This is a genomic window from Pseudomonas sp. R4-34-07, from assembly GCF_003852375.1.
Classification (GTDB): Bacteria; Pseudomonadota; Gammaproteobacteria; order Pseudomonadales; family Pseudomonadaceae; genus Aquipseudomonas.
In genome coordinates this window covers 3658984-3685259 of the sequence record NZ_CP027760.1, presented here as the reverse complement: position 1 = coordinate 3685259, position 26276 = coordinate 3658984, and the positions used below count along the sequence as shown (strand labels likewise).

The window sequence follows — 26276 nt, the reverse complement described above, 5'->3', positions numbered from 1 at the left end:
CTCAGCGAACGCTCCGGCCCGGCATCATGCGCAGTGCCGTGTTATCGCGCAGCACATAATGATGAAAGATCCCCGCCAATGCATGCAGCCCGATCAGCCAATACCCCGCCTTGCCGAACCACACATGCCAGCCTTCGATCTGCTTGGCCAATGCCTTGTTCTCGCCAATCAGCGGCGGCAATTCCATCCCATAGAACATCACCGAATGCCCTTCGGCACTGACGATCAGCCAACCGGCAATCGGCATGCCGATCATCAGGGCGTACAGCGCAGCGTGCATCAGGGTTGCCAGCAGGCTCTGCCATTGCGGCGGCTGCGGCAGTATTTTCGGTGCAACGCCCAGGCTGCGCGCAAACAGGCGCAACCACACCAGCACAAACACGCTGAGACCAAGCATGAAGTGCATTTCGACAATCAGCGTGCGTGCGCCGCTGCCTTTGGGGAATTGCCCGCGCAGTTCAATGCAGGCGTAAACCACCGCCAGCAACACCACCATCAACCAGTGCAACGCAATCGACATGGTGCTGTAGCGTGTATCGGAATTTTTCCACGGCATTACTGGGTTCCTCACTTGTCAGGGCATGCCTCCGTTCTTTGACGGAGTAGGGTAACTGTATGCCTGTTTCAAGCGCTTCGCCCGTTGCGAATGCGGTTGCCTTGACCTCTGTCAGTCGCTTTGCGGCATTTCCCCACGCGCCAGGCGCGCGTTGATATCGGCGATCACCTGCGGCAGCTCGATAATGGTGTCCACCTGGTAGTGCGGGCGTGAGCCTTCGAACAGCGCTTCGATTCGCTGGCGCTCGCTGGCCAGTGTGGCGCTGTCCAACCCACGAAATTGCTCGTAGGTCAGGCCCAGGGCGTTGCCGGAGCAGGTCAGCGCCACGGTCCACATGCCTGCGCGGCGGCCTTCCAGTATGCCCGGCACGGTGTCGTCAACCTTCACGCACGCCGCCACATCGTCAATACCCAGCGCGATCACATTGGCCAGGGCCTGGGCCGGCCACGGGCGGCCGTTGGGGACTTCGTCGGTGGCCACCACGTGGTCGGCGACATAACCGTTGCTGGCGGCCAGGGCGACCACTTTGTCCATCACTTGCCTGGGGTAGCCGGAGCAGGATCCTATCTTGATACCTTGTGCGCGCAACCCGGCGAGGGTATCGAGGGCGCCGGGGATCAGCGCCGAGTGTTCGGCGATTTTCTCGATCTGCAACGGCATGAAACGCTGGTAGATCGCCGTTACGTCGTCGTCGGTGGGCGTGCGACCGAACGCCTGGCGGTAGCGCTCGGCAACCTGCGGCTGGTCGCACAGCGTGCGGATGTGGTCCCACTTGCCCATGCCCATCGGGCCACGGGCTTCTTCGATGGAAACCTGTACGCCGAACTCGGCGAAGGCCTCGACGAAAATCTGCGTGGGCGCAAACGAGCCGAAGTCGACCACGGTGCCGGCCCAGTCGAGGATGACGGCCTGGAGGGTGGTGGGGTTTTGATAGTTCATGGTGCAGATCCTGTCGGTAAAGGGGAAATCAGATGTCCAGCACGTCCATGTCTTGCAACACTTGGGCAATGGCGTTGACGGCGGCCTGCATGCCTGCGGCATCGACCTGGCCGATGCAGCCCACGCGGAAGGTCTCGACCTGGGTCAATTTGCCCGGATACAGGAGGAAACCCTTGGCCTTGACCCGTTCGTAGAACTCCCTGAACTGGTAGCGCGGGTCCTTCGGTGCGTGGAAGGTGACGATGATCGGTGCCTGGATCGCCGCTGGCAGGAAGTTGCGCAGGTGCAGTTCGGCCATGCCGTCCAGCAGTGTCTGGCAGTTAGTGGCGTAGCGTTGGTAGCGGGCGCTCAGGCCGCCTTCTTCGTGGTATTGCAGCAGCGCTTCGTGCAGGGCCGCGACCACGTGGGTGGGCGGAGTGAAGCGCCACTGGCCGGTTTGGGCCATGTAGTGATGCTGGTCGAACAGGTCCATCGCCAGGGAGTGACAGTTGCCTCGGCTGGCGGCCAGCGCGGTTTTTTCGACGAAGACAAACCCCATGCCCGGCACGCCTTCCAGGCATTTGCCGGAGGCAGCGATCAGCGCGTCGAACGGCACTTCGCGGGCGTCGATCGGCAATGCCCCGAAGGAGCTCATGGCGTCGATGATCAGGCGCTTGCCGTGGCGTTTGACCACCTCGGCGATCTGCGCCAGCGGGTTGAGGATGCCGGTGCCGGTTTCGCAGTGGATCAGCGCGACATGGGTGATGGCGGCGTCGGCGTGCAGCAGGCGGTCCACATCGGCGGCGGCGGTGGGTGCGTCCTCCAGGGTTTCAAAGGTGCTGAATGCACGGCCAAGCACGTCGCAGATTTTCGCCAGGCGCTTGCCGTAGGCGCCGTTGATCAATACGAGCACCTTGCCGTTGCGCGGCACCAGGGTGCCGATGGCGGCTTCGACGGCGAAGGTGCCGCTGCCTTGCAACGGCACGCAATGATGACGCTCGGCACCCTGGATGATCGCCAGCAATTGCTCGCACACGCTGGCGGTGAGTTGGTTGAAACGCTCATCCCATGAACCCCAGTCCACCATCATCGCCTGACGGGTGCGGTTTGACGTGGTCAGGGGGCCGGGGGTCAGCAGGATTGGCGTGGCGGTGCGCATCTTGGCTCCTCGTAAAACAACGGGTCGACTCTACGGCGCCTAAATTGCAGTTTGGCTTGTCATCAATCAAATTGTTTGTTGTTATGCTAGCTATCAGTGAGGCCGATAGCCATGAACCTGTTTCAACTGCGCGCATTCGATGCCGTAGCCCGCGAGGGCAGTTTTACCCGGGCGGCAGCTCGGCTGTTTATCAGCCAGCCGGCGGTGACCGGGCATATCAAAGCCTTGGAAGAGCACTACCAGATTCCCTTGCTGCGCCGCACCGCGCGGCGAGTGGAGTTGACCGAAGAGGGCGCGCGCCTGGCGGCGATCACCCGCGCGATCTTCGGTCTGGTCGACGAGGCGCAGGCCATGCTTGAAGCCAATCGCCAATTACTCACCGGGCGCCTGGAAGTGGCGGCGGACGGCCCGCACCTGGTGATGCCGATGATCGCCCGCTTGCGGGCCTGCTATCCGGGAATCACGGTGAATCTGCGCCTGGGCAATGCCCAGGAAACCCTCGCGGCATTGTTGTCGGAGCATGCTGACGTGGCGGTGCTGACCGAAGTGGAACCGCGCAATGGCCTGCACCTGCAACCCTTGGGCGAGTCGCGTATCTGCGCGCTGGTGCCGGCCGCGCATCCCTGGACGGCGCAGCCCGAGGGCATTGAACTGGCGCAGTTGAACGAGGTGATCATGGTGCTGCGCGAGCCCAGCTCCATCACCCGGCGTACGTTTGATGACGCGTGTCTGGCCGCCCAGGTGCGGCCCAGGGTGCTGCTGGAACTGGACAGCCGGGAAGCGGTGACCGAGGCGGTTGCCGCCGAGTTGGGCGTGGGGGTGGTGTCGTCGATAGAGGTCAGCCAGGACCCGCGCGTACACGCCGTGCCGATCCTCGGCGATGGCCTGCTGAACCGGCACAGTCTCGGCTGCCTGGAGCGGCGCCGGCCGCTGCGTTTGATCCAGGCGTTTTTCGAGTTGGCGCCTTGAGGGTTTTTTGGTGGAACGATGCGTGGCTGCGCTATAAACTCTGCCCCCAAAGCGCCGGCCAGTAGACGTTTCGGCGCCATGGATAGTAGAGAGTGAGTCATGGGCGCACAGTGGAAAGTCAAACATAAAGAAGCGGCAGCCAATGCCAAGGGCAAGATTTTCGGCAAGCTGGTGAAAGAAATCACCATCGCCGCCCGCAACGGTGCGGACACCTCGACCAACGCCCACTTGCGGTTGGTGGTGGAGCAGGCCAAGAAGGCCTCAATGCCCAAGGAAACCCTGGACCGCGCAATCAAGAAGGGCGCCGGTCTGCTCGGTGAAACCGTGCAGTACCACCGCGTGACCTACGAAGGTTTCGCCCCGCACCAGGTGCCGTTGATCGTCGAGTGCGTCACCGACAACATCAACCGCACCGTGGCGGAAATCCGCGTGGCGTTCCGCAAGGGGCAACTGGGCGCTTCCGGCTCGGTGGCCTGGGACTTCAACCACGTCGGCCTGATCGAAGCCTCGCCGGACACCCCGGACGCTGATCCGGAAATGGCCGCCATCGAAGCCGGCGCCCAGGATTTCGAAGACGGCGAAGAAGCTGGCACCAGCCTGTTCATCACCGAAACCACCGACCTGGATGCGGTGCAGAAAGCCTTGCCGGAGCAGGGTTTCACCGTGCTGTCGGCCAAGTTGGGCTACATCTCGAAGAACCCGGTGACCGGCTTGAGCGAGGAGCAGATGGCGGAAGTCGAAGCCTTCCTGGAAGGCTTGGACAACCACGATGACGTGCAGGATATGTTCGTCGGCCTGGCGGGTTAAAACGCGGTAAAAAATGTGGGAGGGGGCTTGCTCCCGATCGCGGTGTATCAGCCACACTATCTGTGTCTGACCCACTGCTATCGGGGGCAAGTCGAATCGTCGCACCGCCCCTCCCACATTGGTTAGTGGTGTTGGAAAGATTGCAGTACGGCTTCGATATCTTCGAAGCTCGGGCGCGCCAGCACATCGGGCTGGCAGCAGCGTGTTTGCAGCTGTTCCAGTTCGGCAGCGATCTTCGTATCAACCCGCTCCAGCAACTCCCCCAACAACACCCCAAAAGCGCGTACTTCAATGCGCTGCAACGCCCTGGTTTCCAGGGTGTCCGTCGTGGCATGAAACGACGCCGCGCCGAAATCCCCCAATAAACACTCGCCCGCGCTGTTCCACAAAATATTGTGGCCGTACAGGTCGCCATGGGTAATGCCGTGCCGGTGCAGGTGCGCCGCCACCGAGGCGATGCCGCGGGCCATGCGCAACGCCACGTCGAGGCTCAGGCGCAGGCTCGGTTCGTAGATATCCCGGGTGCAGGACGCCAGGCTCGGCAACGCCGCGAGGTTGCGATAGCTCGGATCGATCAGGTCCATCACCAGCGCGGCCTGATCGGCGGGGTGGCCGACGATGCGCCCCTGCACCCTGATCAGGTTGGGGTGCAGCCCGGCGGCGATGCACGCTTGCATTTCGTGCAGCGGCGAGCCGTCGCTGGTGATCGTGCCTTTATACAGTTTGACCGCGACGGGTAACGCGCGGGGCTTCCACAAGGCCTTGCGAATAATCCCCGAGGCGCCTTCGCCGAGTACGTCACCCAGTTCCAGTTCGTCCCAGGGAATATCCGCTGTCTCGTCGTCACCGGCCACGTCCACGGCCATTTCCACCGGGTTGCCGGCATAGGCCAGCCACGTCAGGCTGGGCAGCGTCAGCAGCCAGTGCGGCAGGTGCGTCAGGCGGTTCGACGCGATGCGGATCAGCTCGAGGTTTTCGCATTGGGCCAGGCTGGGCGGCAAGTGCGTCAGTTGGTTGCCGGCCAGCATCAGCTTTTGCAGCAGCGGGCGCTGGCCGAGTTCGTCGGGCAGTTGGCTGATGCAGTTGTCGGTGAGGATCAGCCAGCGCAACTGCGGCGGCAGGGCGGCGGCGGGCACGTGGCGGATCTGGTTGGCCTTGAAGCCGATCATGCTCAGCGCGGCGCACTGGCCCAGGCATGCCGGCAGTTCGGTGAAAGCGTTATCCGAGCAGAACAGCACGCGCAGGTGTTTGAGGCGGTGCAGGTCGTCGGGCAGGCTGCTCAAGGCGTTGCCCGTGAGGTTGAGGATTTCCAGCGAGTCGGCCAGTTCGAAGATTTCCCGGGGAAATTCGGTCAGCCCGCAGGCCAGGTCCAGGCGTGTCGCACCGGCCAATTGGCCGGCCTTGAGTTGGGCGAGGGTATTGATCAACGGCGCGGTCACTCGGCAAGGGGGCGTGAAAAGGCGCTCATGATACCGGGTCGGGCGCCGGTTGCACGCTGCTCACGTGCAATTGCCCCAGGCGGCTGGCGGTACGGGCAAGGTCGATGGCCTCGCCACTCAAGGCGTGCTCCAGGGGTTGTTCACCGATCAGGATCAGCTGTTTGTCGCGGTCGTAGAGCACGTCAATCAGGTTGATGAAGCGTTGCTGCACGGCAATCGGGCAGTCGGCGAGGTGGGGCAGGCCGTCGATGACCCAGTGGTCGTAGTCCTGGCACAGCAGCAGATAATCCATCACGGCGGTGAGCTGTTCGCACAGGTCGTTGAAGGTGAAGGCGATGCTGCGTGCTTCACAGCGACGGCACAGCAATTGCCGGTTGCCGACGGCCAAGGGCAGCGCCGGGCTATCGGCGGCGGGCAGGCCAAGCGCCGCACGTTGTGCCACGCTGCCGGGCCAGACGTACTGGCCAGTGCTGAAGCGCTGCTCGGCATGCGCTTGGGGCAGGCGGCGAAAATCCTCGGGAGCGCTGACTTCCAGCACGTCCATGCGCGCAGCGATCAGATCGATCACCGGCTTGAAGCGCTGGTGGTACAGCGGATTGGGCAGCAGGCCCTCGGGCGCATAGTTGGAGGTCACCAGTACCAGCACACCGCGCCGGAACAAGGCCTGGAACAAGCGGCTGATAAGCATGGCATCGCCGATATCGTGCACATGGAACTCGTCGAAACACAGCACGCGGCAGCCCGCCAGCAGTTCGTCGAGGGTGACGGCCAGCGCGTCGTTCTGCTCGCGGTGCCGGAACATGCCCCGGTGCAGTTCGGCAAAAAAGTCGTGGAAGTGCACGCGCTGCTTGTTGGTGATCGGCAGCGCCTGGAAAAAACCGTCGAGCAGCCAGCTTTTGCCGCGCCCCACCGGGCCGTGCAGGTACAGGCTGCGCGTGGGTCGGCCATCGAGCAGGTGCTGGGTCTCGCGGGCCATGGCCGCAATTGCCTGCACCTGGCCGGCACTGAGGGTGTAGCCCTGTTGCCGGGCCTTGTTGTGGAAAAACGCCGGAACAGGCGAGGCGTGCGAAACGCGAAGGGTGTTGCCCAGCAGGCGGCGGATCAGGGAAAGCACGGCCAATACAGCTCACTCGTTATTGCGTTGGTCGCTTACTTTAGGGCGCCTGATGCGATTTGACCAATAGAGAAGGCGGTGCATAGCTGGCCGGACGTGGGCGTCTAGAACTTGATTTGCGGCGGGGCGGCCTGATCCACCGGGCTGACCATCGCATAGTTGTACCCGCCGCCCGACCAGTAGTCGGCCTGCAAACCGTCGGCGCTGCGACTGCCACGGGGCAGGAAGCCGTTGTTCGGGCCTGGCGGACGAATGTAGAAGCTGATGCGCCGTCCTTGCGCGTCTTCGTACAGCACCATGGCCGCTGCGCCTTGGTCGGTGGTGAGCAGGCGCCCGCTGACCGGGGTGAACCCCGCCTGGCTCAAGTCGGGCAAGCGATGGGCCTGGTTGAAATAGCGGTCGAGCCAGGCTTGCATCGTGGTGCGGTCCTGGGCGTTGTAGTCGGCAGGCATGATGCCGTCCTGGGCAAACAAGCGATACGCCTGCATGGCATCGGCCATCGGCAGCAGCGCTGGCTGGGCGGCGTCGCGGGCGTGCCAGCCGCCGATCCCGCCGAGGCTGACGGCAATCAGCAGCAGCGCGGCCGTGGCGAGGTGGCGGCGGGACTGGCGCTTGATGCGCTGGCGAATCAGCGCCGGGTCCAGTGCCGGGTTACCCGGCTGTTGCAGGGCACCGCTTAAAGAGGCGCGCAATAATTGCGCATCCTGTTGCCAGGCATGCACTTGGGCAGCCACGTCGGGGTGGCTCGCCAGCCAGGTTTCAAGTGCCCGGCGATCACTGTCGAGCAATTGGTGATCGACGTAGGCGTGTAAGTCGCGTTCGCTGGGGGGCAGGCTGATCATTTGAGTATCCGCAGGGAAGGGCTGGCAATTTCGCCATCGCTGAGTTGACGCAGGGCCTGGCGGGCGCGGGACAGGCGCGACATCACCGTACCGATGGGCACGTCGAGTATTTCGGCGACTTCCTTGTAGCTCAAGCCTTCGACCGACACCCACAGCAGCAGGGCGCGTTGCTCGGTAGTGAGCTGGTCGAAGGCTTGCAGGGTGAATTGGGCCATCACTGTGCGCTCCACCGAGGGCTGCGCATCGTCGCGGCCGGTGAAGAATTCGAGCATGCGTGCGTAGCGTCGGCTGCGCCGGTGAGCATCGAGGAACTGCCGGTAGAGGATCGAAAACAGCCACGCACGCAGGTCGCCTTCGATGCGTTTGTCGGCCCACGCGATGATCGCCCGTTCCAGGGTGGCCTGCACCAGGTCGTCGGCGTTGCTGGCGTTACGGGTCAGGGACACGGCAAAGCGCCGCAGCCTGGGGATGAGTTCACGTAACTGTTCGTCGAGTTCATGCATGGAGGGCTGGCTGGTCGCTACGCTGGGACTAGGGAGACGTCCGGCGCTCAAGGTTATTCCATCGGTTGAAAAATAAACGCGGCCAGGGAATAGAGTGTGTCGGCGTGCGTCTTTAGTGTTCCGACCTTATGTTTTACCCCCTAAGGCCTCTGGCCCTGGAGTTCTTTCATGGTAGATCACTCTTCACCGCCTCGTCCTGCGTTGAGCACTGCGAGCCTGATCGCGCGGCTCGCGGGTATTGGCGCTGTGGTTGCCGTTGTTGCCGGGGCATTTGCCTACGTCAACGGCGCCCTCGACCCACAACGCCTGCGGCCAAAAACCTTGGTCAATGCCCTGGAAACCAATAACGGTGTGCACCCGGGGTTTCGGCGTAACCATGCCAAGGGCGTGTGCGTGGCCGGGTACTTCCAGAGCAGTCCCGAGGTGCGCGCCTACTCCAGCGCCCAGCTGTTCAACGAGGCGAAAACCCCGGTGATCGGGCGGTTTGCCTTGCCCAGCGGCAACCCTTATGCACCGGACAGTAGCGTGCCGATCCGCAGTTTTGCCGTGCAATTCAGCCAGGCCAACGGCCAGCAGTGGCGCACCGGGATGAACAGCATGCCGGTGTTCCCGGTGGGCACGCCCGAGGCGTTCTACCAATTGCTCAAGGCCGGCGCGCCGGACCCCGCCACCGGCAAGCCGAACCCTTCGAGCATGCCGGCGTTTTTTGCCGCACACCCGGAGACCGCAGCGTTCCTGGCGTGGGTTAAAACCGCCAAGCCATCGGCTAGTTACGCGACCGAAACCTACAACGGCATCAACGCGTTTTACCTGGTGAGCGCCGACGGTAAGCGCCAGGCCGTGCGCTGGGCCGTGGTGCCGCAGAGCCGCGACGCCGCCGGAGATACTGCGCCCGAGGGCGGCGACTTCCTGGAAAAAGACCTGGTGCAGCGCCTGGCTGCCGGGCCGCTAGAGTGGCAACTGAACATGATGCTGGCCAACCCCGGCGACCCGCTGGATGACGCCAGCAAGACCTGGACCGGTGAACACAAAGTGCTCAATGCCGGCACTCTGGTGTTGCAGAGCAGCCAGCCACAAGCCGACGGCGATTGCCGCGATATCAACTTCGACCCGCTGATTCTGCCCAGCGGTATCGAGGCCTCCAATGACCCGCTGCTGGCTGCACGTTCAGCCGCCTATGCCAGTTCCTACCTGCGGCGTGCCGGTGAAGTCGGCCCGTTGCACAGTGCCTCCCAGGAGTCGAAGCCATGAATGTTCAACCAAGGTTTTTCGCCCCGTTGGCGCGTTTGCTGCACTGGCTGATGGCGCTGATGATCATCGCCATGCTGTTTATTGGCGCGGGGCTGGCGGCGTCGGTTTCCGAGCGCCACGAGTGGTTGATTCACCTGCACAAGCCGCTGGGGATCGCCATTCTGGCGCTGGTCATCGTGCGGCTGGTGGTGCGTTTTTCAACGCGCCAACCGCCGCTGCCGGCGGACTTGCCGCTGTGGCAAGTGTTGGCGGCCAAGGCTTCTCACGTGGTTTTGTACGGGTTGATGCTGGTGTTGCCGTTGCTGGGCTGGGCAATGATTTCGGCCGCCGGCGACCCGGTGATGCTCAGCAGTGCCGTGCAACTGCCGGCACTGGTCTCGGCGAATGCGCCGTTGTTTGCGCTATTGCGCAAGGCCCACGGTTATCTCGCCTACCTGTTGTTCCTGACGGTGCTGGTGCATCTGGCGGCCGCGCTGTTTCACGGGTTGATCCGCCGTGACGGCGTGCTGCAAAGCATGACCGGCACCAAACACTGACCGAGCGTTAACGCACGTGGCCGATGATATCGGCCACGCTGCTCAACACATCCTTGCCCAGCTGCTTGGAGCGATCGCCGGACCAACCGGTTTTCGGGTTGGGTGCGTCGTCATTGTCCTTGAAGGGCATCTCCAGGGTCAGTGACAGGCAGTCGTATTTCTCACCCACCGCATTGCAGGCCAGGGTCATATTGGCTTCGCCGGGTAGGTCGCGGGTGTAGCCGTGGGTGGTCTGAAAGTCACGGGTCAGGTGGCTCAGGTGGCTGCGGAAACGGTTTTCCAAGGCTTCGATACGCGGGCTGTAGCCGGGATTGCCTTCGCAGCCGGCGGTGAAGACGTAGGGGATTTCTTCGTCGCCATGGATATCGAGGAACAGGTCGACGCCATGCTTTTCCATCTGCTGTTGCACGAACAGCACTTCCGGGCTGAGTGCCTGGCTGGCGCTCTGCCAGGCGCGGTTGAGGTCCTGGCCCATGGCGTTGGTACGCAGGTGACCATGGAACGCGCCATCGGGATTCATGTTCGGCACCAGGTACAGGTCGGCCACCGCCAGCAGCTTTTTCAGCTCGGCGTCACCGTCCTGTTGCAGGCGTTCGATGACGCCTTCCATGAACCATTCGGCCATGTGTTCGCCGGGATGTTGCTGGGCGATGATCCAGACCTTGCGGCGACCTTCGCCGCCTTTGCCACGGCGCAGCAGTTGGATATCGCGCCCCTCGACACTCTTGCCGGTGGCCAATAGCTTGACGCCAGCGTACTTCAGGGCCTGCTCGATCAACCAGTCGTGGCGTTCGCGGCTATAAGGTTCGAAGTAGGCGAACCACGCGTGTTTTTCCCGGGTCTGGAGGCTGATATGCAGGATTTCGCCGTCAAAGCGCGACGGCACGCGGAACCAATTGACATGGTCATAGGACGCTACGGCGTTATAGCCGCTCCAGGCATGCTTGTAAGACGAGCGGCCCGCGTTGCTCAGGCGAAACGTGTGGGTGTGGCCCACGTGCATGCCTTCGGCCTTGAAGTGGAACCACTGGTAGTGCTGGCTACGAGTGTCGGGCTTGATGGCCAGCAATAGCTGGTAGGCATCGCTGGCATCCAGGACCTGGATATTGCCGCTGTCGAAAGCAGTGCTGATCTTGATGGAGGTCAAGGCCACGGTCATAGTCTGGTTGCCTGAATATGAGGATGTGGCGGCTATCTTACACAGGCGGTAGGCACATTCTGGAAGCAAAATTGTTGCACGGGGGAGGGGGCGTCATCCGTGACGCTGCGGCAGCTTAGGGTTTGTGAGATTGATTCTCAAGCGCTAAATCGCAAAGATCCGGGCTAGAGCGGTGCTGTGCCTTTCTATTCGCAATGGGCTTTTGCTACCATGCGCGCCATCACGCACCACACAGTCTTCATTAGCCTGAAGCCACGCCAGGAAAAACTGGCAAAAAAAAGACCCGGCCAAAGAGCCGGGTCAAAAACCGTGATTAGCCTGATGAGGAGATATTCCAAGAGTCCGACCTAAGGTCTCTTGGTCTATCGACTGATCTCGCGATCAGCTAGGTCCAATAATAATCATTATCATTTGCAAGTCAAATGTTTTTATCCGCTCGATAGAAATTTTTTCGTGCACGTCCTTTAAATGTTCGCCTGCGCCTCAGTCGCTCGCAACGACCGCTCCACCATCGCTTTCGCCATATCGATCAAGTAAACCACCGAAAACGCCAGGTCGCGATGATTGCCTTGATGGCTGCTCGCCGATTCGTAGGCCGTTGCCGCAGCACTGCGCAGCAGGTCAGAGGCATGCACCAGCGCTTCTTCCTGGCTGATGCCTGGCTTGATGGTGAAAAAGGCCTCGTCCACGTCTCGCGCAGACATATCTTCTTTCAAGTAATAGTCCAGCGCGCGCTGGGCGGCGCCGCTGCAGCGCATGTCATGCAGGTCAGTGTGTTCGGGTGTTTCAGGCAGATGATACGGGCTCGTCGTCATAAGAGGCGGTACTCCGGGTGGGTGTCGAAAACCTTATGTCGATGATAGTACGTATCGTATTTATGTCGTTTTATGGATTACTACAAACTGTTTATTGCCCTGGAAAATACGCAACGTATTGTCAGCGCCATGGATAACTGGATAGCGTTGGTGCGAGCCAACATGAAAGACCGCAAGGTCACGCAGGATGAACTGGCGGAGCGCCTGGGCATGTCCCAGGGCGGCGTGGGCCACTGGCTCAACAAGCGCCGCGTGCCGAGCCTGGCGGACATGAACCGGGTACTGGCGGAACTGGGGCTGGGCTATCTGGAGGTCGCGCTGGAGATTCGCGAGAGGGCGGACACCAAGGCGGCACTGGAGCATCACCACAACCCTTACTTTCGCTACCCGGTCAGCGATTGGAACGGCGTGTGCGAGCTGCGCGAAGAACGCGCCAGCTATGGGCCGGCACGTTTCGAATTGACGGATTACCATGCCCACGGCGACGCCTTCTGGCTGCCGGTGGTCGGCGACGCCATGACCGCGCCCAGTGGCCTGAGCATCAGCGCAGGCATGCTGATCCTGGTCGACCCGGCCATCGAGGCCGAGCCCGGTAAATTGGTGGTTGCGCAATGGCTCGACAACCCTCAGGCGACTTTTCGCCAGTTGCAGGCAGACAGCGGCCAGCTTTACCTGGCGCCGCTCAATCCCACCTATCCCAAGCTGCTGTTCACCGACGAGTGCCGCATCCTTGGCGTCGTCGTACAAGCCACGGCGAAGTTCTAGTCCGCCGTTTCCAGCTCCACCAGCGCACTGCCTTCGGCGACCATCTCGCCCTCCTGGCAAAACAGCGCCTTGATCACACCCGCCTCAGGTGCGCGGATGCTGTGTTCCATCTTCATTGCTTCCAGTACCACCAGTTGCGCGCCGGCTTCGACGCGTTGACCGACATCTACCAGCACGCGCACGATGCTGCCGTTCATGGGCGCGGTGAGGCCGCCTTGAGGGGAGTGGCTGGCCTCGGCCGCCGCAATCGGGTCGAACAGGCTGACCGCCTGCATCTCGCCGTCCCAGCGCAGATACACCGTGCCTTCATCGCGCACGGCCAGGTGGGAGCGGCGCACGCCCTGGTGTTCGATCACCAGTTGCTCGCCGGTGAACTGCGACGATTGCCCGGCCAGTGTGACCAAGCGATCCTGCCCGTTACAGCTCAAATGCAGTGAGACCTGCGCCGGCAGCCCCGCACGAAAGCCCCGGGTGTCTGCCCACGGCCCGTCACCGGCCGGCAGGCTCTGCATAAAGGCCGATCCCGCTGCCTGCCAGAACTCATCGTCCAGCGTGCCGGCCGCCGGCAGCAGCTCTTGCTGATAGCGCGGAATGAATCCGGTATCCAGCTCAGCCGCGGCAAAGGCCGGGTGACCAATGATGCGCCGCAGAAATCCCAAGTTGGTCTTGAGCCCGCCCACCGCACATTCGTCGAGCATGCTCAGCAAGCGCAGCCGCGCCTGCTCACGGTCCTCGCCCCAGGCAATCAACTTGCCGAGCATCGGGTCGTAGAAGGGCGAAACGCTGTCGCCTTGCTCGACGCCGCTGTCCACGCGCCGACCCGGACCGGGGTTGGGCTCGCGGTACACCGCCAATCGTCCGGTTGCGGGCAGGAAGTCATTGGCCGGGTCTTCGGCATACAGCCGCACCTCGATCGCATGCCCCATCAGCGGCACCTGCGCTTGAGTGATCGGCAGCACCTCGCCCTGGGCCACGCGAATCTGCCAGGCCACCAGGTCCAGGCCAGTAATCGCCTCGGTGACCGGGTGCTCCACTTGCAGGCGCGTGTTCATCTCCATGAAGAAAAACTCGCCGCGCGCATCCAGCAGAAACTCCACCGTCCCCGCGCCCACATAGCCGATCGCCTGCGCCGCGCGGACCGCCGCTTCGCCCATGGCCTTGCGTTGTTCACTGCCGAGCCCCGGCGCGGGGGCTTCTTCCACGACTTTTTGATGGCGTCGCTGGATCGAACAATCGCGCTCATTGAGGTACAGGCAGTTGCCGTGTTGATCGGCAAACACCTGGATTTCCACATGGCGCGGTTGCAGCAGGTATTTCTCGACCAGCATCTGCCCGTTGCCGAATGACGACAGGGCCTCGCGCTGGGCCGAGGCCAGGGCTTGCGCCAACTGGCTGACATCCTCGACCACCTTCATTCCTTTGCCGCCACCGCCGGCCGTGGCCTTGAGCAGCACGGGGTAACCGATGCGCGCACAGGCCTCGCGGAAGGTTTCCAGGTCCTGGGCCTCGCCGTGATAGCCCGGCACCAGCGGCACGCCAGCGGTTTCCATCAGCGCCTTGGCCGCCGACTTGCTGCCCATGGCGTCGATCGCCGAGGCGGGCGGGCCGAGGAAGATCAAGCCCGCTGCCTCGATGGCCCGGGCGAACCCGGCGTTTTCCGAGAGGAAGCCGTAGCCCGGATGAATCGCCTGGGCGCCGCTGGCGTGGGCGGCGGCGATCAGTTTGTCGATCTGCAGGTAACTGTCAGTGGCCTTGCTGCCGCCCAGGTCGACGCGAATATCCGCTTCGCGGCTGTGCCGGGCGTCGCGGTCGATTGCGCTGTGCACGGCCACGGTGGTCAGCCCCATCGCCTTGGCGGTGCGCATGACCCGGCAAGCGATTTCGCCCCGGTTGGCCACCAGCACGGTGGTGAGTGTGCTCATGGGCGCGGCTCCCTGGATTGCCAGCTTGGCGTGCGTTTTTGCAGAAAGGCGCGCAAGCCTTCCTGGCCCTCGACACTTACCCGGATACGCGCAATGGCGTTTTCACAGTAGCGGCGCAGCGCCGGGGTGAGGGCGCCGTTGCCCACCTCACGCAACAGGTCTTTGCTGGCGCGCATCGCCGCCGGGCTGTTTTGCAGCAGGTTGGCGACCCACTCATCCACCCGCTGGTCCAACGTGTCGGCCGGGTAGCTTTCCGCCAACAGGCCGATGTCGCGCGCGCGCTGGCCGCCAAACCGCTCGGCCGTCAAGGCATAGCGGCGGGCCGCACGTTCACCGATGGCCTGCACCACGAACGGGCTGATCACCGCCGGTGCCAGGCCGATACGCACTTCCGACAGACAGAACTGCGCGTCATCGGCGCCAATTGCCATGTCGCAGCAACTGATCAAGCCCAGCGCGCCGCCGTAGGCCGCGCCTTGCACCACCGCCAGCGTAGGGATTTTCAGCTTGGCCAGGTTGTACATCAGCTCGGCCAGCTCACGGGCGTCGTCCAGGTTGGTGTGGTAATCCAGCTCGGCCGACTGCTGCATCCAGGCCAGGTCGGCGCCGGCGCTGAAGTGTTTGCCGCGCCCGCGCAGGACCAGAAAGCGCAGGGCCGGGTCGGCCTGGACCTGGTCGAGGGCGATGATCAGTTCGCGGATCATCTGGGCATTGAACGCGTTGTTCTTGGCTTCACGACTGAGCCACAGCGTGGCAAAGCCACGGCTGTCGGTGATCAGTTCGAGAGTGTTGAAATCGCTCATGCAAGAAGCTCCATGAAAATGAGAGGCCTCCTGTAGGAGCGAGCTTGCTCGCGAAGGTCGTCAACGATAACGCGGGTATCCAGGATGCACGCGTTGACTGGACGTTTTTCGCGAGCGAGCTCGCTCCTACAGGTTACATGCGGAACACGCCGAAGCGGCTCGGCTCGATAGGGGCATTCAGCGCGGCGGACAGCGCCAGGGCCAGCACATCGCGGGTCTGCAGCGGATCGATGACGCCGTCATCCCACAAGCGTGCGCTGGAATAATAGGGGTGGCCCTGAGTTTCATACTGGTCGAGGATCGGCTGCTTGATCGCCGCTTCATCGCTGGCACTGAATGCCAAGCCTGCGCGCTCTGCCTGCTCGCGCTTGACCTGCACCAGCACGCCCGCCGCCTGTTCGGCGCCCATCACGCCGATGCGTGCGTTGGGCCACATCCACAGGAAACGCGGGTCATAGGCGCGACCGCACATGCCGTAGTTACCGGCGCCGAAACTGCCGCCAATGATCACCGTGAACTTCGGCACCTTGGCACAGGCCACCGCCGTGACCAACTTGGCGCCATGCTTGGCGATACCGCCGGCTTCGTACTTCTGGCCGACCATGAAGCCGGTGATGTTCTGCAGGAACAGCAGTGGAATCCCGCGCTGGCAGGCCAGCTCGATAAAGTGCGCGCCTTTCTGCGCGGCTTCGGCGAACAGGATCCCGTTGTTTGCCAGGATCGCCACCGGATAGCCGTGCAGGTGCGCAAAGCCACAGACCAGGGTGGCGCCGAACAGCGCCTTGAACTCATCGAACACCGAACCGTCCACCAGCCGGGCGATCACTTCGCGCACGTCGAACGGCTGCTTGGCATCGGCCGGGATCACGCCGTAAAGCTCTTCGCTGTTGTACAGCGGCGCCACTGGCGGACGTTGGCGCAACTCACCCAGCTTGCGCCAATTGAGGTTGGCCACGCTGCGACGGGCCAGGGCCAGGGCGTGTTCATCGTTGTCGGCATAGTGGTCGGCCACGCCGGAAATCCTGCAGTGCACATCGGCACCGCCGAGGTCTTCGGCGCTGACCACTTCGCCGGTAGCGGCCTTCACCAGCGGCGGGCCGGCGAGGAAGATAGTCGCTTGCTGGCGCACCATGATCGCTTCGTCGGCCATGGCCGGCACATAGGCACCACCGGCCGTGCACGAGCCCATCACCACGGCAATCTGCGGGATGCCCTGGGCGCTCATATTGGCCTGGTTGAAGAAGATCCGCCCGAAGTGCTCGCGGTCCGGGAACACTTCGTCCTGGCGCGGCAGGTTGGCTCCGCCGGAGTCCACCAGGTAAATGCACGGCAGGCGGTTCTGCTCGGCGATGGTCTGGGCGCGCAAGTGCTTTTTGACGGTCAGCGGGTAATAGGAGCCGCCTTTGACGGTGGCATCATTGGCGACGATCATGCATTCGACGCCTTCCACGCGGCCGATGCCGGCAATCACACCGGCGGCCGGCACGTCTTCGCCATACACCTGATGGGCGGCCAACTGGCTCAGTTCGAGGAACGGCGAGCCCGGGTCGAGCAAGCGATCGATGCGCTCGCGCGGCAGCAGCTTGCCGCGTGAGGTGTGGCGTTCCTGGGCCTTGGCGCCGCCGCCTTGTTGGACCTGGGCGAGCAGGTTATGGAGCGCGTCGACCTGTTGGCGCATCGCCGCGCTGTTGGCGATAAATTCCGCCGAGCGTGGGTTGAGCTGGGTGTGCAGGGTGGCCATGGGCGTGTTCCTCAGCGGGTTTCGTTGAACAGTTCGCGACCGATCAACATCCGTCGAATTTCACTGGTGCCGGCGCCGATTTCGTACAGCTTGGCGTCCCGCAGCAGGCGCCCGGCGGGGAATTCATTGATGTAGCCGTTGCCGCCCAGGATCTGGATCGCATCGAGGGCCATTTGCGTGGCGCGCTCGGCGCTATAGAGGATCACCCCGGCCGCATCCTTGCGCGTGGTTTCACCGCGCTCGCAGGCCTGGGCCACCGCGTAGAGGTAGGCGCGGCTGGCGTTGAGCTGGGTGTACATATCGGCGACCTTGCCCTGGATCAGCTGGAATTCGCCAATGCTCTGGCCGAACTGCTTGCGGTCGTGGATGTAGGGCACGATCAGGTCCATGCAGGCCTGCATGATGCCGGTGGGGCCGCCGGAGAGCACCACGCGCTCGTAATCGAGGCCGCTCATCAGCACTTTCACGCCGCCGTCGAGCACGCCGAGGATGTTTTCCTCGGGCACTTCCACGTCATCGAAAAACAGCTCGCAGGTGTTGGAGCCTCGCATGCCCAGCTTGTCGAACTTGCTGCTGCGGCTGAAGCCTTTCCAGTCACGCTCGACGATGAACGCGGTGATGCCGTGGGCACCCTTTTCCAGGTCGGTCTTGGCGTAGATCACGTAGGTGTGGGCATCTGGCCCGTTGGTGATCCAGGTCTTGCTGCCGTTGAGCACGTAAGCGTCACCCTGCTTGTCGGCGCGCAGTTTCATCGAGACCACGTCGGAGCCGGCATTCGGCTCGCTCATGGCCAGCGCACCGATGTGCTCGCCGCTGATCAGCTTGGGCAGGTACCTGAGTTTTTGTTCGTGGCTGCCGTTGCGGTTGATCTGGTTGACGCACAGGTTGGAGTGAGCGCCGTAGGACAACGCCACTGAGGCCGAGCCACGGCTGATTTCTTCCATGCTTACCACGTGCGCCAGATAACCCAGGCCGGCACCGCCGTACTCTTCCGGCACGGTGATGCCCAGCAGGCCCATATCGCCGAACTTGCGCCACAGGTCGGCGGGGAACAGGTTGTCGATGTCGATCTGGGCGGCGCGGGGTGCAATTTCCTTGGCCACGAAGGCCTGCACCTGGTCGCGCAGCATGTCGATGGTCTCACCGAGGGCGAAGTTCAGGGACGGGTAACTCATGGACAGGCACCTTAATGTGAGCTTTTGTTGTTGTGTCGGCGAGCCGCGGAGGAGGGCGCTCACCTTTACGTTAACGTAAGCTTGCGTTGAGGCGCTGTCAATCGTAGTTTACGTTTACGTCAACCTACAAAAAAGACAACAGGGGCCGTTATGGATCAACCGAACCTGAGCTACAGCCGTGGCTCCCAGGACAAGACCTTGCTGGCCGAGACCATTGGCCAGGCCTTTGATCGGACTGTCGTACGCTATCCCGAGGGTGAAGCGCTGGTGGTGCGTCATCAGCACTGCCGCTACACCTGGCGGCAACTGGCCGAGACCGTGGACGTGCATGCCCGTGCGTTCATGGCCCTGGGGATGCAGGTCGGCGACCGCCTGGGCATCTGGGCGCCCAACTGCGCGCAGTGGTGCATCAGCCAGATCGCCAGCGCCAAGCTCGGGGTGATCCTGGTCAATATCAACCCGGCGTACCGCAGCAGTGAATTGGAATATGTGCTCAAGCAATCCGGCTGCGCGTGGCTGGTGTGCGCCGGTTCGTTCAAGACCTCCGATTACCACGCCATGCTGCAGGCGCTCAAGCCTGACCTGCGCGCCATCGTCAGTCTCGACCCCGACCCGCCCGCAGGATTCCTGCCTTGGTCACACCTGCCGGCGTTGGCGGCGCAGGTTGCGCCTGAACAACTGCACGCTCGCCAAGCCGGCCTGCACGCCGACCAACCGGTCAATATCCAGTACACCTCCGGCACCACCGGTTTCCCCAAGGGCGCCACCCTCAGTCACCTCAACATTCTCAATAACGGCTACATGGTCGGCCAAAGCCTTGGCCTTACGGCGCACGACCGCCTGGTGATCCCGGTGCCGCTTTACCATTGCTTCGGCATGGTGATGGGTAACCTCGGTTGCATCACCCACGGCACCACCATGATCTACCCCAATGACGGCTTCGACCCACTGCTCACGCTTACCGCCGTCGCCGAAGAACGCGCCACGGGTTTGTACGGCGTGCCGACCATGTTCATTGCGCTGCTCGATCACCCGCGCCTTGGCGAATTCGACTTATCCAGCCTGCGTACCGGGATCATGGCCGGGTCGATCTGCCCGATCGAGGTGATGCGCCGCGTCATTGGTCAGTTGCACATGAGTGAAGTGCAGATTGCCTATGGCATGACCGAAACCAGCCCGGTGTCGTTGCAGACCGGCGCGGATGACGACCTGGAACGCCGCGTGACCACCGTGGGCCGCACCCAGCCGCAGCTGGAAAACAAGATCATCGACGCTGACGGCAACACGGTGCCACGCGGTGAGACAGGCGAACTGTGCACGCGCGGCTATAGCGTGATGCTCGGCTACTGGAACAACCCCGAGGGCACCCGCGATGCTGTCGACACGGAGGGCTGGATGCACACCGGTGACCTGGCGACCATGGACGAGCATGGCTATGTGTGCATCGCCGGGCGCAACAAGGACATGATCATCCGCGGTGGCGAGAACGTGTATCCACGCGAGCTTGAGGAGTTTTTCTTCACCCATCCGGCAGTGGCCGATGTGCAGGTCATCGGCATCCCCGATGAGCGCTATGGTGAGGAAATTGTCGCCTGGATCAAACTCCACCCAGGCCATGTGGCGAGCGAACTGGAACTGCAAACCTGGTGCAAGGGCCGCATCGCGCACTTCAAGATGCCCAGGCACTTCAAGTTCGTAGACGCGTTCTCCATGACGGTGACGGGCAAGATCCAGAAATTCCGCATGCGCGAAATCTCGATTGAAGAGCTGCAAACACGCCCTCAATAGATCGTTCCCACGCTCTGCGTGGGAATGCAGCCCCTGACGCTCTGCGTCACCTTAGCGCAGTAGCCGAAACGTGCAGCGGCTGGCGCGACGCGGAGCGTCACAGGAGACATTCCCACGCAGAGCGTGGGAATGATCAGCCAGAAAGCACAAAGGGGACCCGAAGGTCCCCTTTAATTTGTCGTTGCGTGCTCTTTTTTTATTATTGAGGGGCGGTCTATTGTTGTTTTTGGTAACCGTTACCCTTTACCGCTGTTTTGGCGACCCCCATCCGGGGTCAAGAGCAAACGTATTTTTTTGAACGCTGATCCGCTTCTTCGTAAACGATCCAACCAGTGGGTAGCTACCTGAGGTAGTTTTATTTTTCTCTGACCGGTTGCGGGTTTCGGCATGCCGTACCCTGCGAAGCACATCTTCTCCAAAAAAATCTGTTAGCTGCGTCTCTGCCGTGTTGTTTTTGTTATGTCAGAGTCGTTTCGTCTTATTTTTATTAGGTTTGGCGCTTTTTATTTTTGTTATGCAGTAGAGATAGCAGAAGCCGTGCCAACTTTTTAAATTACTTTAAAATCAAGCAGTTGATTTTTTAGCACGTCATATCTTTCAAAAAACGCGACGGATTCTGTTCCCTCGTTACCCGCTGTGTCGGCGTGCGGTAACACATTGTCACATCCGTGCTACTCAACCGGCGTTACGCGCCTTCGCCACCCGTGAGCCGCTCGCCCGTCCCAGCACCTGGCTGATGTGCTGGCCCGCGTCAATCAAGCGCTCCAGGTCGATACCCGTGTCGATCCCCAGCCCATTGAGCAGGTACACCACATCCTCGGTGGCGACGTTACCGCTCGCGCCCTTGGCATAAGGGCAGCCGCCGAGGCCCGCGATAGAGCTGTCGAATACCTGGATACCTTCCAGCAGGCTGGCGTAGATATTGGCGATCGCCTGGCCGTAGGTGTCATGGAAATGCCCTGCGAGCTTGTCGCGCGGCACCTGTGCACCGACCACCTCGAACAGCCGCCGGGTCGCGCCGGCCGTGCCGGTGCCGATGGTGTCGCCCAGGGACACTTCATAGCAGCCCATGGCATACAGTTCGCGGGCGACCGCCGCGACCTGCTGCGCGGCGATTTCGCCTTCATAGGGGCAACCCAACACACACGACACATACCCGCGCACGCTGACCCCATGCTGCCGGGCCGCCGCCATGATCGGTGCAAACCGCTCCAGGCTCTCGCTGATGGAGCAGTTGATATTGCGTTGGGAAAACGCTTCGGACGCCGCCGCAAATACCGCGACTTCCTTGACCCCAGCCGCCAGCGCATCTTCAAAGCCGCGCAGGTTCGGCGCCAGCGCACCGTAGGTCACGCCAGGCTTGCGCTGGATCTGCGCGAACACCTCGGCGGAGCCGGCCATCTGCGGCACCCATTTGGGCGACACGAAACTGCCGACCTCGATATAGCTCAAGCCAGCGCCGCTCAAGGCGTCCACCAACCGTACCTTGTCGGCCACGCTGATCGGCTGGGCTTCGTTCTGCAAACCGTCGCGCGGGCCGACTTCCACCAGGCGTACGTGTGAGGGGAGGGACATGACGGTTACCTTCTGATCAATGGCCGGCCTGGCTCATGGTAGTTGCCAGGGCCTGGGTGCAGCGCTCTTCGGCGGTGTCCAGTTCCAGCTTCATCTGTTCGATATCCAGCAACTGTTGCTCGAGCTGCTCGCGGCGTTCAGCGATTTTTGCGAGCATGCTGTTGAGTTGGATGTGGTTGCCGCTGGTGGGGTCATAGAGTTCGATCAGCTCGCGGCATTCAGCCAGGGAGAAGCCGATGCGCTTGCCGCGCAGAATCAGCTTGAGGCTGACCTTGTCCCGCGCCGAGTAGATACGTTCCTGGCCCCGACGTTCCGGGGCCAGCAGGCCTTGTTCCTCATAGAAGCGAATGGCGCGGGTGGTGATATCGAGCTCGCGGGCAAGGTCGGAGATGCTGTAGGTGGTGCTCATGGCGGTGCTCAGGAAGGTCTTGGCGCTAAGCTAATGTCAGGTTGACGTAAACGTCAAGGACTGCTGCGCAGCCCATCGGGGGCAAGCCCCCTCCCACAGGGGAACTCCTCCACCTCAGGCTTGTTGTTTATCCAGCTTTTTTTCGTGGGCGGTTACCTGCTGGCACAACTCGATCATCTGCTCACGCATCCAGCGGTTGGCCGGGTCCTGGTCGGTGCTTTCGTGCCAGTACAGGTGGGTTTCCACCGCTGGCACGTCATTGACCGGCAGGTTGAACCAGTGCAGTTCATGGCGGCGGGCGAAGCGTTCGGGCACGGTCATGACCATGTCGGTCTGCTGCAATACCTGCGACGCCATCAGGTAGTGCTGGGAGCGCAGGGCGATCTTGCGCTGGATGCCCATCTTGCCCAGGGCCAGGTCGACATGGCCCAGGCCGTTGCGGCGGCTGGAAATATGGATATGGGTCAGGGACAGGTAGTCATCCAGGGTGAATTTGTCCTTGCCTGCCATCGGATGGCCCTTGCGCATGGCGCACACGTAGCGGTCTTCCATCAGCTTGACGTGACGCACCTGCGGGTCGGTGTTGAGCGGCGCATCCACGGCAAAGTCCAGGCGCCCGGCGGCCAGCTCCTTGGTGGTTTCGCGGCGTTTGGACAAAAAACTCTCGATGACCACCGTCGGCGCCAGGCGACGCAGGCGCTGGAACAGCGCTGGCAGAATGACCGCTTCGGTCAGGTCGGTCATGCTGATGCGGTAGGTCTTGGCCGCCTGTTGCGGATTGAAAATCCGGCTTTCCTGCACTGAAACCCGCAGCAACGACAACGCATTACGCACCGGGCCGATGATGTTCTGTGCCATCGGCGTGGGCACCATGCCCTGGGCGGTGCGCACGAACAGCGGGTCGTTGAAGGTCTCGCGCAGGCGTGCCAGCGCATTGGACACCGCCGGCTGGGTGATGCCGACAATCTGCCCGGCGCGGGTCAGGTTGGCTTCGGTATAGATCGCGTCGAAGACGATAAAGAGGTTGAGGTCGACCTTGCTCAGATTCATGTCGTTGCACTCTTATTGTTAGGTATTCATACGCCGATCATATATCGGTGATGAATGTTAATACACGCCGAGAATAGGCTAGGTAAATTATCAGCGCTGTTCTAGCATCGATTGCATGACTTAAACAACCTCTCAGAGAAGGGAGCTGCTCATGGATTTCGCCTATTCGCCCAAGGTTCAGGAACTGCGTGAACGCGTCAGCGCATTCATGGACGCTTACGTCTACCCGGCCGAGCCGGTGTTCGAACGCCAGGTCAGCGAAGGTGACCGCTGGCAGCCCACCGCGATCATGGAAGAACTCAAAGCCCGGGCCAAAGCCGAAGGGTTGTGGAACCTGTTCCTGCCGGAATCCGAGCTGGGCGCCGGCCTGAGCAACCTCGAATACGCACCGCTGGCCGAAATCATGGGCCGCTCGCTGTTGGGCCCGGAACCGTTCAATTGCTCCGCCCCCGACACCGGCAACATGGAAGTGCTGGTGCGCTACGCCAATGAAGAGCAGAAACAACGCTGGCTTGAACCGCTGCTGCGCGGTGAGATTCGTTCCGCCTTCGCCATGACCGAGCCGGACGTGGCCTCCTCGGACGCTACCAACATGGCCGCCCGCGCCGAACGCCAGGGCGATGAATGGGTGATCAACGGCAAGAAGTGGTGGACCTCCGGCGCCTGCGACCCGCGCTGCAAGATCCTGATCTTCATGGGCCTGAGCAACCCGGATGCGCCACGCCACCAACAGCATTCGATGATCCTGGTGCCGGTGGACACCCCCGGCGTAAAAATCCTGCGCCCGCTGCCGGTGTTCGGCTACGACGACGCGCCCCACGGTCACGCCGAAGTGCTGTTCGACAACGTGCGCGTGCCGTACGAAAACGTACTGCTGGGTGAAGGTCGTGGGTTTGAGATCGCCCAGGGCCGCCTCGGCCCTGGCCGTATCCACCACTGCATGCGCTCCATCGGCATGGCTGAGCGCGCGTTGGAATTGATGTGCAAGCGCTCGGTCAGCCGCAGCGCATTCGGCAAGCCGCTGGCGCGCCTGGGGGGCAATATCGACAAGATCGCCGACTCGCGCATGGAGATTGATATGGCGCGGCTGCTGACCTTGAAAGCGGCGTACATGATGGACACCGTGGGCAATAAAGTCGCGAAAAGCGAAATCGCCCAGATCAAGGTGGTCGCGCCGAACGTGGCGCTGAAGGTGATCGACCGTGCGATCCAGATTCACGGCGGTGCCGGTGTGTCCAATGACTTCCCGCTGGCCTATATGTACGCCATGCAACGCACCCTGCGCCTGGCCGACGGCCCGGACGAAGTGCACCGCGCGGCGATCGGCAAGTTCGAGATTGGCAAGTATGTGCCCAAGGAGTTGATGCGCGGCGGGCAGTAGCACCGCGTCGCCTGCCATCGGGAGCAAGCCCCCTCCCACACTTAGATTTGTGAATACAGTCAAAATGTGGGAGGGGGCTTGCTCCCGATGAGGCCAGTCCAAGCACCACAAACCCCAAGATTCAGTACACCCAAACCTCCACCCGCCGATTCTTGATCCGTCCCTCATCCTCGGTATTTGCCGCCACCGGCATCTGCGCGCCAAACCCGCGAATATCGCGCAGCACCACGCCGCTTTTCACCAGTTCCCTGCGTACCGCCATGGCCCGCAACTTGGACAGCAAGGCCGCCCGCTGCGGATCATTCTTGGCATCGCCGAAGCCCACCAGCGTCACCTGCTTGTGCAGTTTGTCGTGGCTTTGCAGATACGCCACCACCCGCTGCACATCCTGGCGCGCCTTGTTGTCCAGGCTGGCGCTGCCTTCCTCGAAGCGAAAATTCACCGTCAAGCGCTGGGCGTTGCGCGCAATCGCCTGATACGCCTCGGGCATCGAGGCGCGTGGGGCTACGCCAATCGCCTGCACGTGCTGGGCTACAAAGCCGTTGGCCGCCACGATCGCCTGGCCCTGATCGCTCTGGGCAAAGTCCACCAAGGCTTTGGCCCAAGGATTACGCGTCGCCGGTGGCAGATAAAAGTACAGCCGCCGTGACAGCGGGTAATCCTCGGTGGCGATCAGGCTGTTCAGCGCCGGCATCGGTTGCGAGTCGCCATCGACAATCGCCACGGCCTTGGCTTGGCGGACGTAGGGCAGGCCGATGAAACCGATGCCTTGGGGGTCTTGGCTGACCGCATCGGACAACGCTTCGCTGGACTCGAAACGCTGGGCTGACGCGGCCAGCGGTTTGCCGCGTCGGTTCAGCACCAGCTCCTTGAAAGTGTCATAGGTGCCGGACTGATCGTCCCGCGCATACAGATGAATAGCTGCGCCACTGCCGCCGAGTGTTTCCCAGGTGCTGATCTCGCCATTGAAAATCTGCGCCAGTTGCTCGGTGTTGAGGCTGTTCAGCGGATTACGCGGGTTAAGGATGATCGCCAGGCCATCAATGGCAATCACGTGTTCGGCGCCGGGGCTTTTCAGGTCGCCGAGGGGCGCGAGGTCTAGCCGTTCGCTGTCCTTGATCGGGCGGGACGAGGCGGCCAAGTCAGCGCTGTGGTTTTTCAGCGCGGCAAACCCGGTGCTGGAACCATGGGCGGCGACGTCGACCCTCACGGTCTTGCCCTCATGGGTCTTGCCGGTCACACGCTGTTCATTGGCGCTCTCGGCGGGTTCGCTCTGCACGCCTTGCAAACCCTGCTGCTCCATCAAGCCCCTGACCAATGCCGGGACCAAACCCGCGCCAATGGTGTTGGAGCCCTGGATACGCAATGCCGGGCCTTGGTCAGGCAGGGGCAGCGGGGCGGACACTGCGAAGAAAGGGAAAAGGGCCAGCAGTAATAGAACGCGCAGCATCATGCCGACACCTTCGTCAGCCAAAGGGAGTGCCGCGAGATTAAGTCAGTTGGATTGCAGCAATGTGACTGACACACCATGGGGCAAAATGTGGGAGGGGGCTTGCTCCCGATGGCGGTGTATCAGCTACAGATCAGCTGGCTGACACA

The 26276-nt window shown here is 62.3% G+C and carries 24 protein-coding genes; 7 read left to right on the top strand and 17 right to left on the bottom strand.

The window, feature by feature from the left end:
• Position 1 precedes the first annotated feature (1 nt).
• The 3 genes from C4J85_RS16945 to C4J85_RS16935 all read right to left on the bottom strand — a co-directional run bounded on the left by C4J85_RS16945 (position 2) and on the right by C4J85_RS16935 (position 2633).
• Positions 2-556 carry a cytochrome b gene (locus C4J85_RS16945; RefSeq protein ID WP_124371133.1) on the bottom strand — a complete coding sequence of 185 codons (555 nt, stop codon included), beginning with the start codon at positions 554-556 and terminating at the stop codon, positions 2-4.
• 111 nt (positions 557-667) lie between these two features.
• A complete protein-coding gene (gene phnX / locus C4J85_RS16940; RefSeq protein ID WP_124410275.1) occupies positions 668-1495 on the bottom strand; it encodes a phosphonoacetaldehyde hydrolase in 828 nt (275 codons plus the stop codon).
• A gap of 28 nt (positions 1496-1523) precedes the next feature.
• A complete protein-coding gene (locus C4J85_RS16935; RefSeq protein ID WP_124410274.1) occupies positions 1524-2633 on the bottom strand; it encodes a 2-aminoethylphosphonate--pyruvate transaminase in 1110 nt (369 codons plus the stop codon).
• Positions 2634-2744: 111 nt separating this feature from the next.
• On the opposite strand from C4J85_RS16935, the gene C4J85_RS16930 reads away from it, so the two are divergent.
• Both C4J85_RS16930 and C4J85_RS16925 read left to right on the top strand, forming a co-directional pair.
• A complete protein-coding gene (locus C4J85_RS16930) occupies positions 2745-3602 on the top strand; it encodes a LysR substrate-binding domain-containing protein (protein WP_124410273.1) in 858 nt (285 codons plus the stop codon).
• A gap of 99 nt (positions 3603-3701) precedes the next feature.
• Complete coding sequence (locus C4J85_RS16925; protein ID WP_124367488.1) at positions 3702-4409, top strand: YebC/PmpR family DNA-binding transcriptional regulator; 708 nt, start codon at positions 3702-3704, stop codon at positions 4407-4409.
• A gap of 122 nt (positions 4410-4531) precedes the next feature.
• Here the strand turns inward: C4J85_RS16925 and C4J85_RS16920 are convergent, their stop codons facing one another.
• From C4J85_RS16920 to C4J85_RS16905, 4 genes are all read right to left on the bottom strand, one after another.
• Positions 4532-5833 carry a protein kinase gene (locus C4J85_RS16920; RefSeq protein WP_124411203.1) on the bottom strand — a complete coding sequence of 434 codons (1302 nt, stop codon included), beginning with the start codon at positions 5831-5833 and terminating at the stop codon, positions 4532-4534.
• A gap of 40 nt (positions 5834-5873) precedes the next feature.
• Positions 5874-6968 (bottom strand): cell division protein ZapE, encoded by a 1095-nt coding sequence (gene zapE, locus C4J85_RS16915; RefSeq protein ID WP_124410272.1) that lies wholly within the window; start codon positions 6966-6968, stop codon positions 5874-5876.
• Between the two features lie 98 nt (positions 6969-7066).
• Positions 7067-7804, bottom strand: a complete 738-nt coding sequence (locus C4J85_RS16910) for an anti-sigma factor (RefSeq protein ID WP_124410271.1) — start codon at positions 7802-7804, stop codon at positions 7067-7069.
• Positions 7801-8307 carry an RNA polymerase sigma factor gene (locus C4J85_RS16905; RefSeq protein WP_124410270.1) on the bottom strand — a complete coding sequence of 169 codons (507 nt, stop codon included), beginning with the start codon at positions 8305-8307 and terminating at the stop codon, positions 7801-7803. Before C4J85_RS16905 ends, C4J85_RS16910 begins: the two co-directional genes overlap by 4 nt.
• Before the next feature lie 168 nt (positions 8308-8475).
• On the opposite strand from C4J85_RS16905, the gene C4J85_RS16900 reads away from it, so the two are divergent.
• Positions 8476-9558, top strand: a complete 1083-nt coding sequence (locus C4J85_RS16900) for a catalase family peroxidase (RefSeq protein WP_124410269.1) — start codon at positions 8476-8478, stop codon at positions 9556-9558.
• Positions 9555-10094, top strand: coding sequence for a cytochrome b (locus C4J85_RS16895; RefSeq protein WP_124404592.1), 540 nt, complete (start codon positions 9555-9557; stop codon positions 10092-10094). The genes C4J85_RS16900 and C4J85_RS16895 overlap by 4 nt, the downstream gene beginning before the upstream one ends.
• A 7-nt stretch (positions 10095-10101) precedes the next feature.
• Here the strand turns inward: C4J85_RS16895 and C4J85_RS16890 are convergent, their stop codons facing one another.
• Positions 10102-11253 carry a M14-type cytosolic carboxypeptidase gene (locus C4J85_RS16890; protein WP_124410268.1) on the bottom strand — a complete coding sequence of 384 codons (1152 nt, stop codon included), beginning with the start codon at positions 11251-11253 and terminating at the stop codon, positions 10102-10104.
• A 464-nt stretch (positions 11254-11717) separates the two neighbouring features.
• Positions 11718-12068 carry a DUF6124 family protein gene (locus C4J85_RS16885; protein ID WP_124363358.1) on the bottom strand — a complete coding sequence of 117 codons (351 nt, stop codon included), beginning with the start codon at positions 12066-12068 and terminating at the stop codon, positions 11718-11720.
• 129 nt (positions 12069-12197) lie between these two features.
• On the opposite strand from C4J85_RS16885, the gene C4J85_RS16880 reads away from it, so the two are divergent.
• Complete coding sequence (locus C4J85_RS16880) at positions 12198-12833, top strand: LexA family transcriptional regulator (protein WP_124368983.1); 636 nt, start codon at positions 12198-12200, stop codon at positions 12831-12833.
• Here C4J85_RS16880 and C4J85_RS16875 read toward each other — a convergent pair.
• The 4 genes from C4J85_RS16875 to C4J85_RS16860 all read right to left on the bottom strand — a co-directional run bounded on the left by C4J85_RS16875 (position 12830) and on the right by C4J85_RS16860 (position 18474).
• Positions 12830-14755, bottom strand: coding sequence for an acetyl/propionyl/methylcrotonyl-CoA carboxylase subunit alpha (locus C4J85_RS16875; RefSeq protein ID WP_124410267.1), 1926 nt, complete (start codon positions 14753-14755; stop codon positions 12830-12832). The two genes, C4J85_RS16880 and C4J85_RS16875, sit on opposite strands and share 4 nt — an antisense overlap.
• Entirely contained in the window at positions 14752-15558 is an 807-nt protein-coding gene (locus tag C4J85_RS16870; protein WP_124371123.1) for a gamma-carboxygeranoyl-CoA hydratase, read from the bottom strand. The genes C4J85_RS16875 and C4J85_RS16870 overlap by 4 nt, the downstream gene beginning before the upstream one ends.
• 133 nt (positions 15559-15691) lie before the next feature.
• A complete protein-coding gene (locus C4J85_RS16865) occupies positions 15692-17299 on the bottom strand; it encodes a carboxyl transferase domain-containing protein (protein ID WP_124410266.1) in 1608 nt (535 codons plus the stop codon).
• An 11-nt stretch (positions 17300-17310) separates the two neighbouring features.
• Positions 17311-18474, bottom strand: coding sequence for an isovaleryl-CoA dehydrogenase (locus C4J85_RS16860; RefSeq protein ID WP_124410265.1), 1164 nt, complete (start codon positions 18472-18474; stop codon positions 17311-17313).
• A 150-nt stretch (positions 18475-18624) separates the two neighbouring features.
• Here C4J85_RS16860 and C4J85_RS16855 point away from each other — a divergent pair, with 150 nt between their 5' ends.
• Positions 18625-20262, top strand: coding sequence for an AMP-binding protein (locus C4J85_RS16855; RefSeq protein WP_124410264.1), 1638 nt, complete (start codon positions 18625-18627; stop codon positions 20260-20262).
• 675 nt (positions 20263-20937) lie between these two features.
• Here C4J85_RS16855 and C4J85_RS16850 read toward each other — a convergent pair.
• The 3 genes from C4J85_RS16850 to C4J85_RS16840 form a co-directional block, all read right to left on the bottom strand.
• On the bottom strand, positions 20938-21837 hold the full coding sequence (locus C4J85_RS16850; RefSeq protein WP_124363352.1) for a hydroxymethylglutaryl-CoA lyase: 900 nt from the start codon (positions 21835-21837) through the stop codon (positions 20938-20940).
• 16 nt (positions 21838-21853) lie between these two features.
• The gene (locus tag C4J85_RS16845) at positions 21854-22246 is read right to left on the bottom strand and encodes a MerR family DNA-binding transcriptional regulator (protein ID WP_124363351.1); all 393 of its coding nucleotides are present in this window, start codon (positions 22244-22246) and stop codon (positions 21854-21856) included.
• Between the two features lie 114 nt (positions 22247-22360).
• Positions 22361-23296: a LysR family transcriptional regulator gene (locus tag C4J85_RS16840; RefSeq protein WP_124410263.1), complete on the bottom strand. Its 936-nt coding sequence runs from the start codon at positions 23294-23296 to the stop codon at positions 22361-22363.
• A 151-nt stretch (positions 23297-23447) separates the two neighbouring features.
• Here C4J85_RS16840 and C4J85_RS16835 point away from each other — a divergent pair, with 151 nt between their 5' ends.
• On the top strand, positions 23448-24677 hold the full coding sequence (locus tag C4J85_RS16835) for an acyl-CoA dehydrogenase (RefSeq protein ID WP_124363349.1): 1230 nt from the start codon (positions 23448-23450) through the stop codon (positions 24675-24677).
• Between the two features lie 121 nt (positions 24678-24798).
• Here the strand turns inward: C4J85_RS16835 and C4J85_RS16830 are convergent, their stop codons facing one another.
• Positions 24799-26130 (bottom strand): substrate-binding domain-containing protein, encoded by a 1332-nt coding sequence (locus C4J85_RS16830; protein ID WP_124410262.1) that lies wholly within the window; start codon positions 26128-26130, stop codon positions 24799-24801.
• Between the last annotated feature and the right edge of the window lie 146 nt (positions 26131-26276).

What these genes read in the sequence shown, in the direction of transcription:
- C4J85_RS16945 (WP_124371133.1), bottom strand. Translation starts at nt 556, where the DNA reads ATGCCGTGGAAAAATTCCGATACACGCTACAGCACCATGTCGATTGCG.
- phnX (WP_124410275.1), bottom strand. Translation starts at nt 1,495, where the DNA reads ATGAACTATCAAAACCCCACCACCCTCCAGGCCGTCATCCTCGACTGG.
- C4J85_RS16935 (WP_124410274.1), bottom strand. Translation starts at nt 2,633, where the DNA reads ATGCGCACCGCCACGCCAATCCTGCTGACCCCCGGCCCCCTGACCACG.
- C4J85_RS16930 (WP_124410273.1), top strand. Translation starts at nt 2,745, where the DNA reads ATGAACCTGTTTCAACTGCGCGCATTCGATGCCGTAGCCCGCGAGGGC.
- C4J85_RS16925 (WP_124367488.1), top strand. Translation starts at nt 3,702, where the DNA reads ATGGGCGCACAGTGGAAAGTCAAACATAAAGAAGCGGCAGCCAATGCC.
- C4J85_RS16910 (WP_124410271.1), bottom strand. Translation starts at nt 7,804, where the DNA reads ATGATCAGCCTGCCCCCCAGCGAACGCGACTTACACGCCTACGTCGAT.
- C4J85_RS16905 (WP_124410270.1), bottom strand. Translation starts at nt 8,307, where the DNA reads ATGCATGAACTCGACGAACAGTTACGTGAACTCATCCCCAGGCTGCGG.
- C4J85_RS16900 (WP_124410269.1), top strand. Translation starts at nt 8,476, where the DNA reads ATGGTAGATCACTCTTCACCGCCTCGTCCTGCGTTGAGCACTGCGAGC.
- C4J85_RS16895 (WP_124404592.1), top strand. Translation starts at nt 9,555, where the DNA reads ATGAATGTTCAACCAAGGTTTTTCGCCCCGTTGGCGCGTTTGCTGCAC.
- C4J85_RS16890 (WP_124410268.1), bottom strand. Translation starts at nt 11,253, where the DNA reads ATGACCGTGGCCTTGACCTCCATCAAGATCAGCACTGCTTTCGACAGC.
- C4J85_RS16885 (WP_124363358.1), bottom strand. Translation starts at nt 12,068, where the DNA reads ATGACGACGAGCCCGTATCATCTGCCTGAAACACCCGAACACACTGAC.
- C4J85_RS16880 (WP_124368983.1), top strand. Translation starts at nt 12,198, where the DNA reads ATGGATAACTGGATAGCGTTGGTGCGAGCCAACATGAAAGACCGCAAG.
- C4J85_RS16875 (WP_124410267.1), bottom strand. Translation starts at nt 14,755, where the DNA reads ATGAGCACACTCACCACCGTGCTGGTGGCCAACCGGGGCGAAATCGCT.
- C4J85_RS16870 (WP_124371123.1), bottom strand. Translation starts at nt 15,558, where the DNA reads ATGAGCGATTTCAACACTCTCGAACTGATCACCGACAGCCGTGGCTTT.
- C4J85_RS16865 (WP_124410266.1), bottom strand. Translation starts at nt 17,299, where the DNA reads ATGGCCACCCTGCACACCCAGCTCAACCCACGCTCGGCGGAATTTATC.
- C4J85_RS16860 (WP_124410265.1), bottom strand. Translation starts at nt 18,474, where the DNA reads ATGAGTTACCCGTCCCTGAACTTCGCCCTCGGTGAGACCATCGACATG.
- C4J85_RS16855 (WP_124410264.1), top strand. Translation starts at nt 18,625, where the DNA reads ATGGATCAACCGAACCTGAGCTACAGCCGTGGCTCCCAGGACAAGACC.
- C4J85_RS16850 (WP_124363352.1), bottom strand. Translation starts at nt 21,837, where the DNA reads ATGTCCCTCCCCTCACACGTACGCCTGGTGGAAGTCGGCCCGCGCGAC.
- C4J85_RS16845 (WP_124363351.1), bottom strand. Translation starts at nt 22,246, where the DNA reads ATGAGCACCACCTACAGCATCTCCGACCTTGCCCGCGAGCTCGATATC.
- C4J85_RS16840 (WP_124410263.1), bottom strand. Translation starts at nt 23,296, where the DNA reads ATGAATCTGAGCAAGGTCGACCTCAACCTCTTTATCGTCTTCGACGCG.
- C4J85_RS16835 (WP_124363349.1), top strand. Translation starts at nt 23,448, where the DNA reads ATGGATTTCGCCTATTCGCCCAAGGTTCAGGAACTGCGTGAACGCGTC.
- C4J85_RS16830 (WP_124410262.1), bottom strand. Translation starts at nt 26,130, where the DNA reads ATGATGCTGCGCGTTCTATTACTGCTGGCCCTTTTCCCTTTCTTCGCA.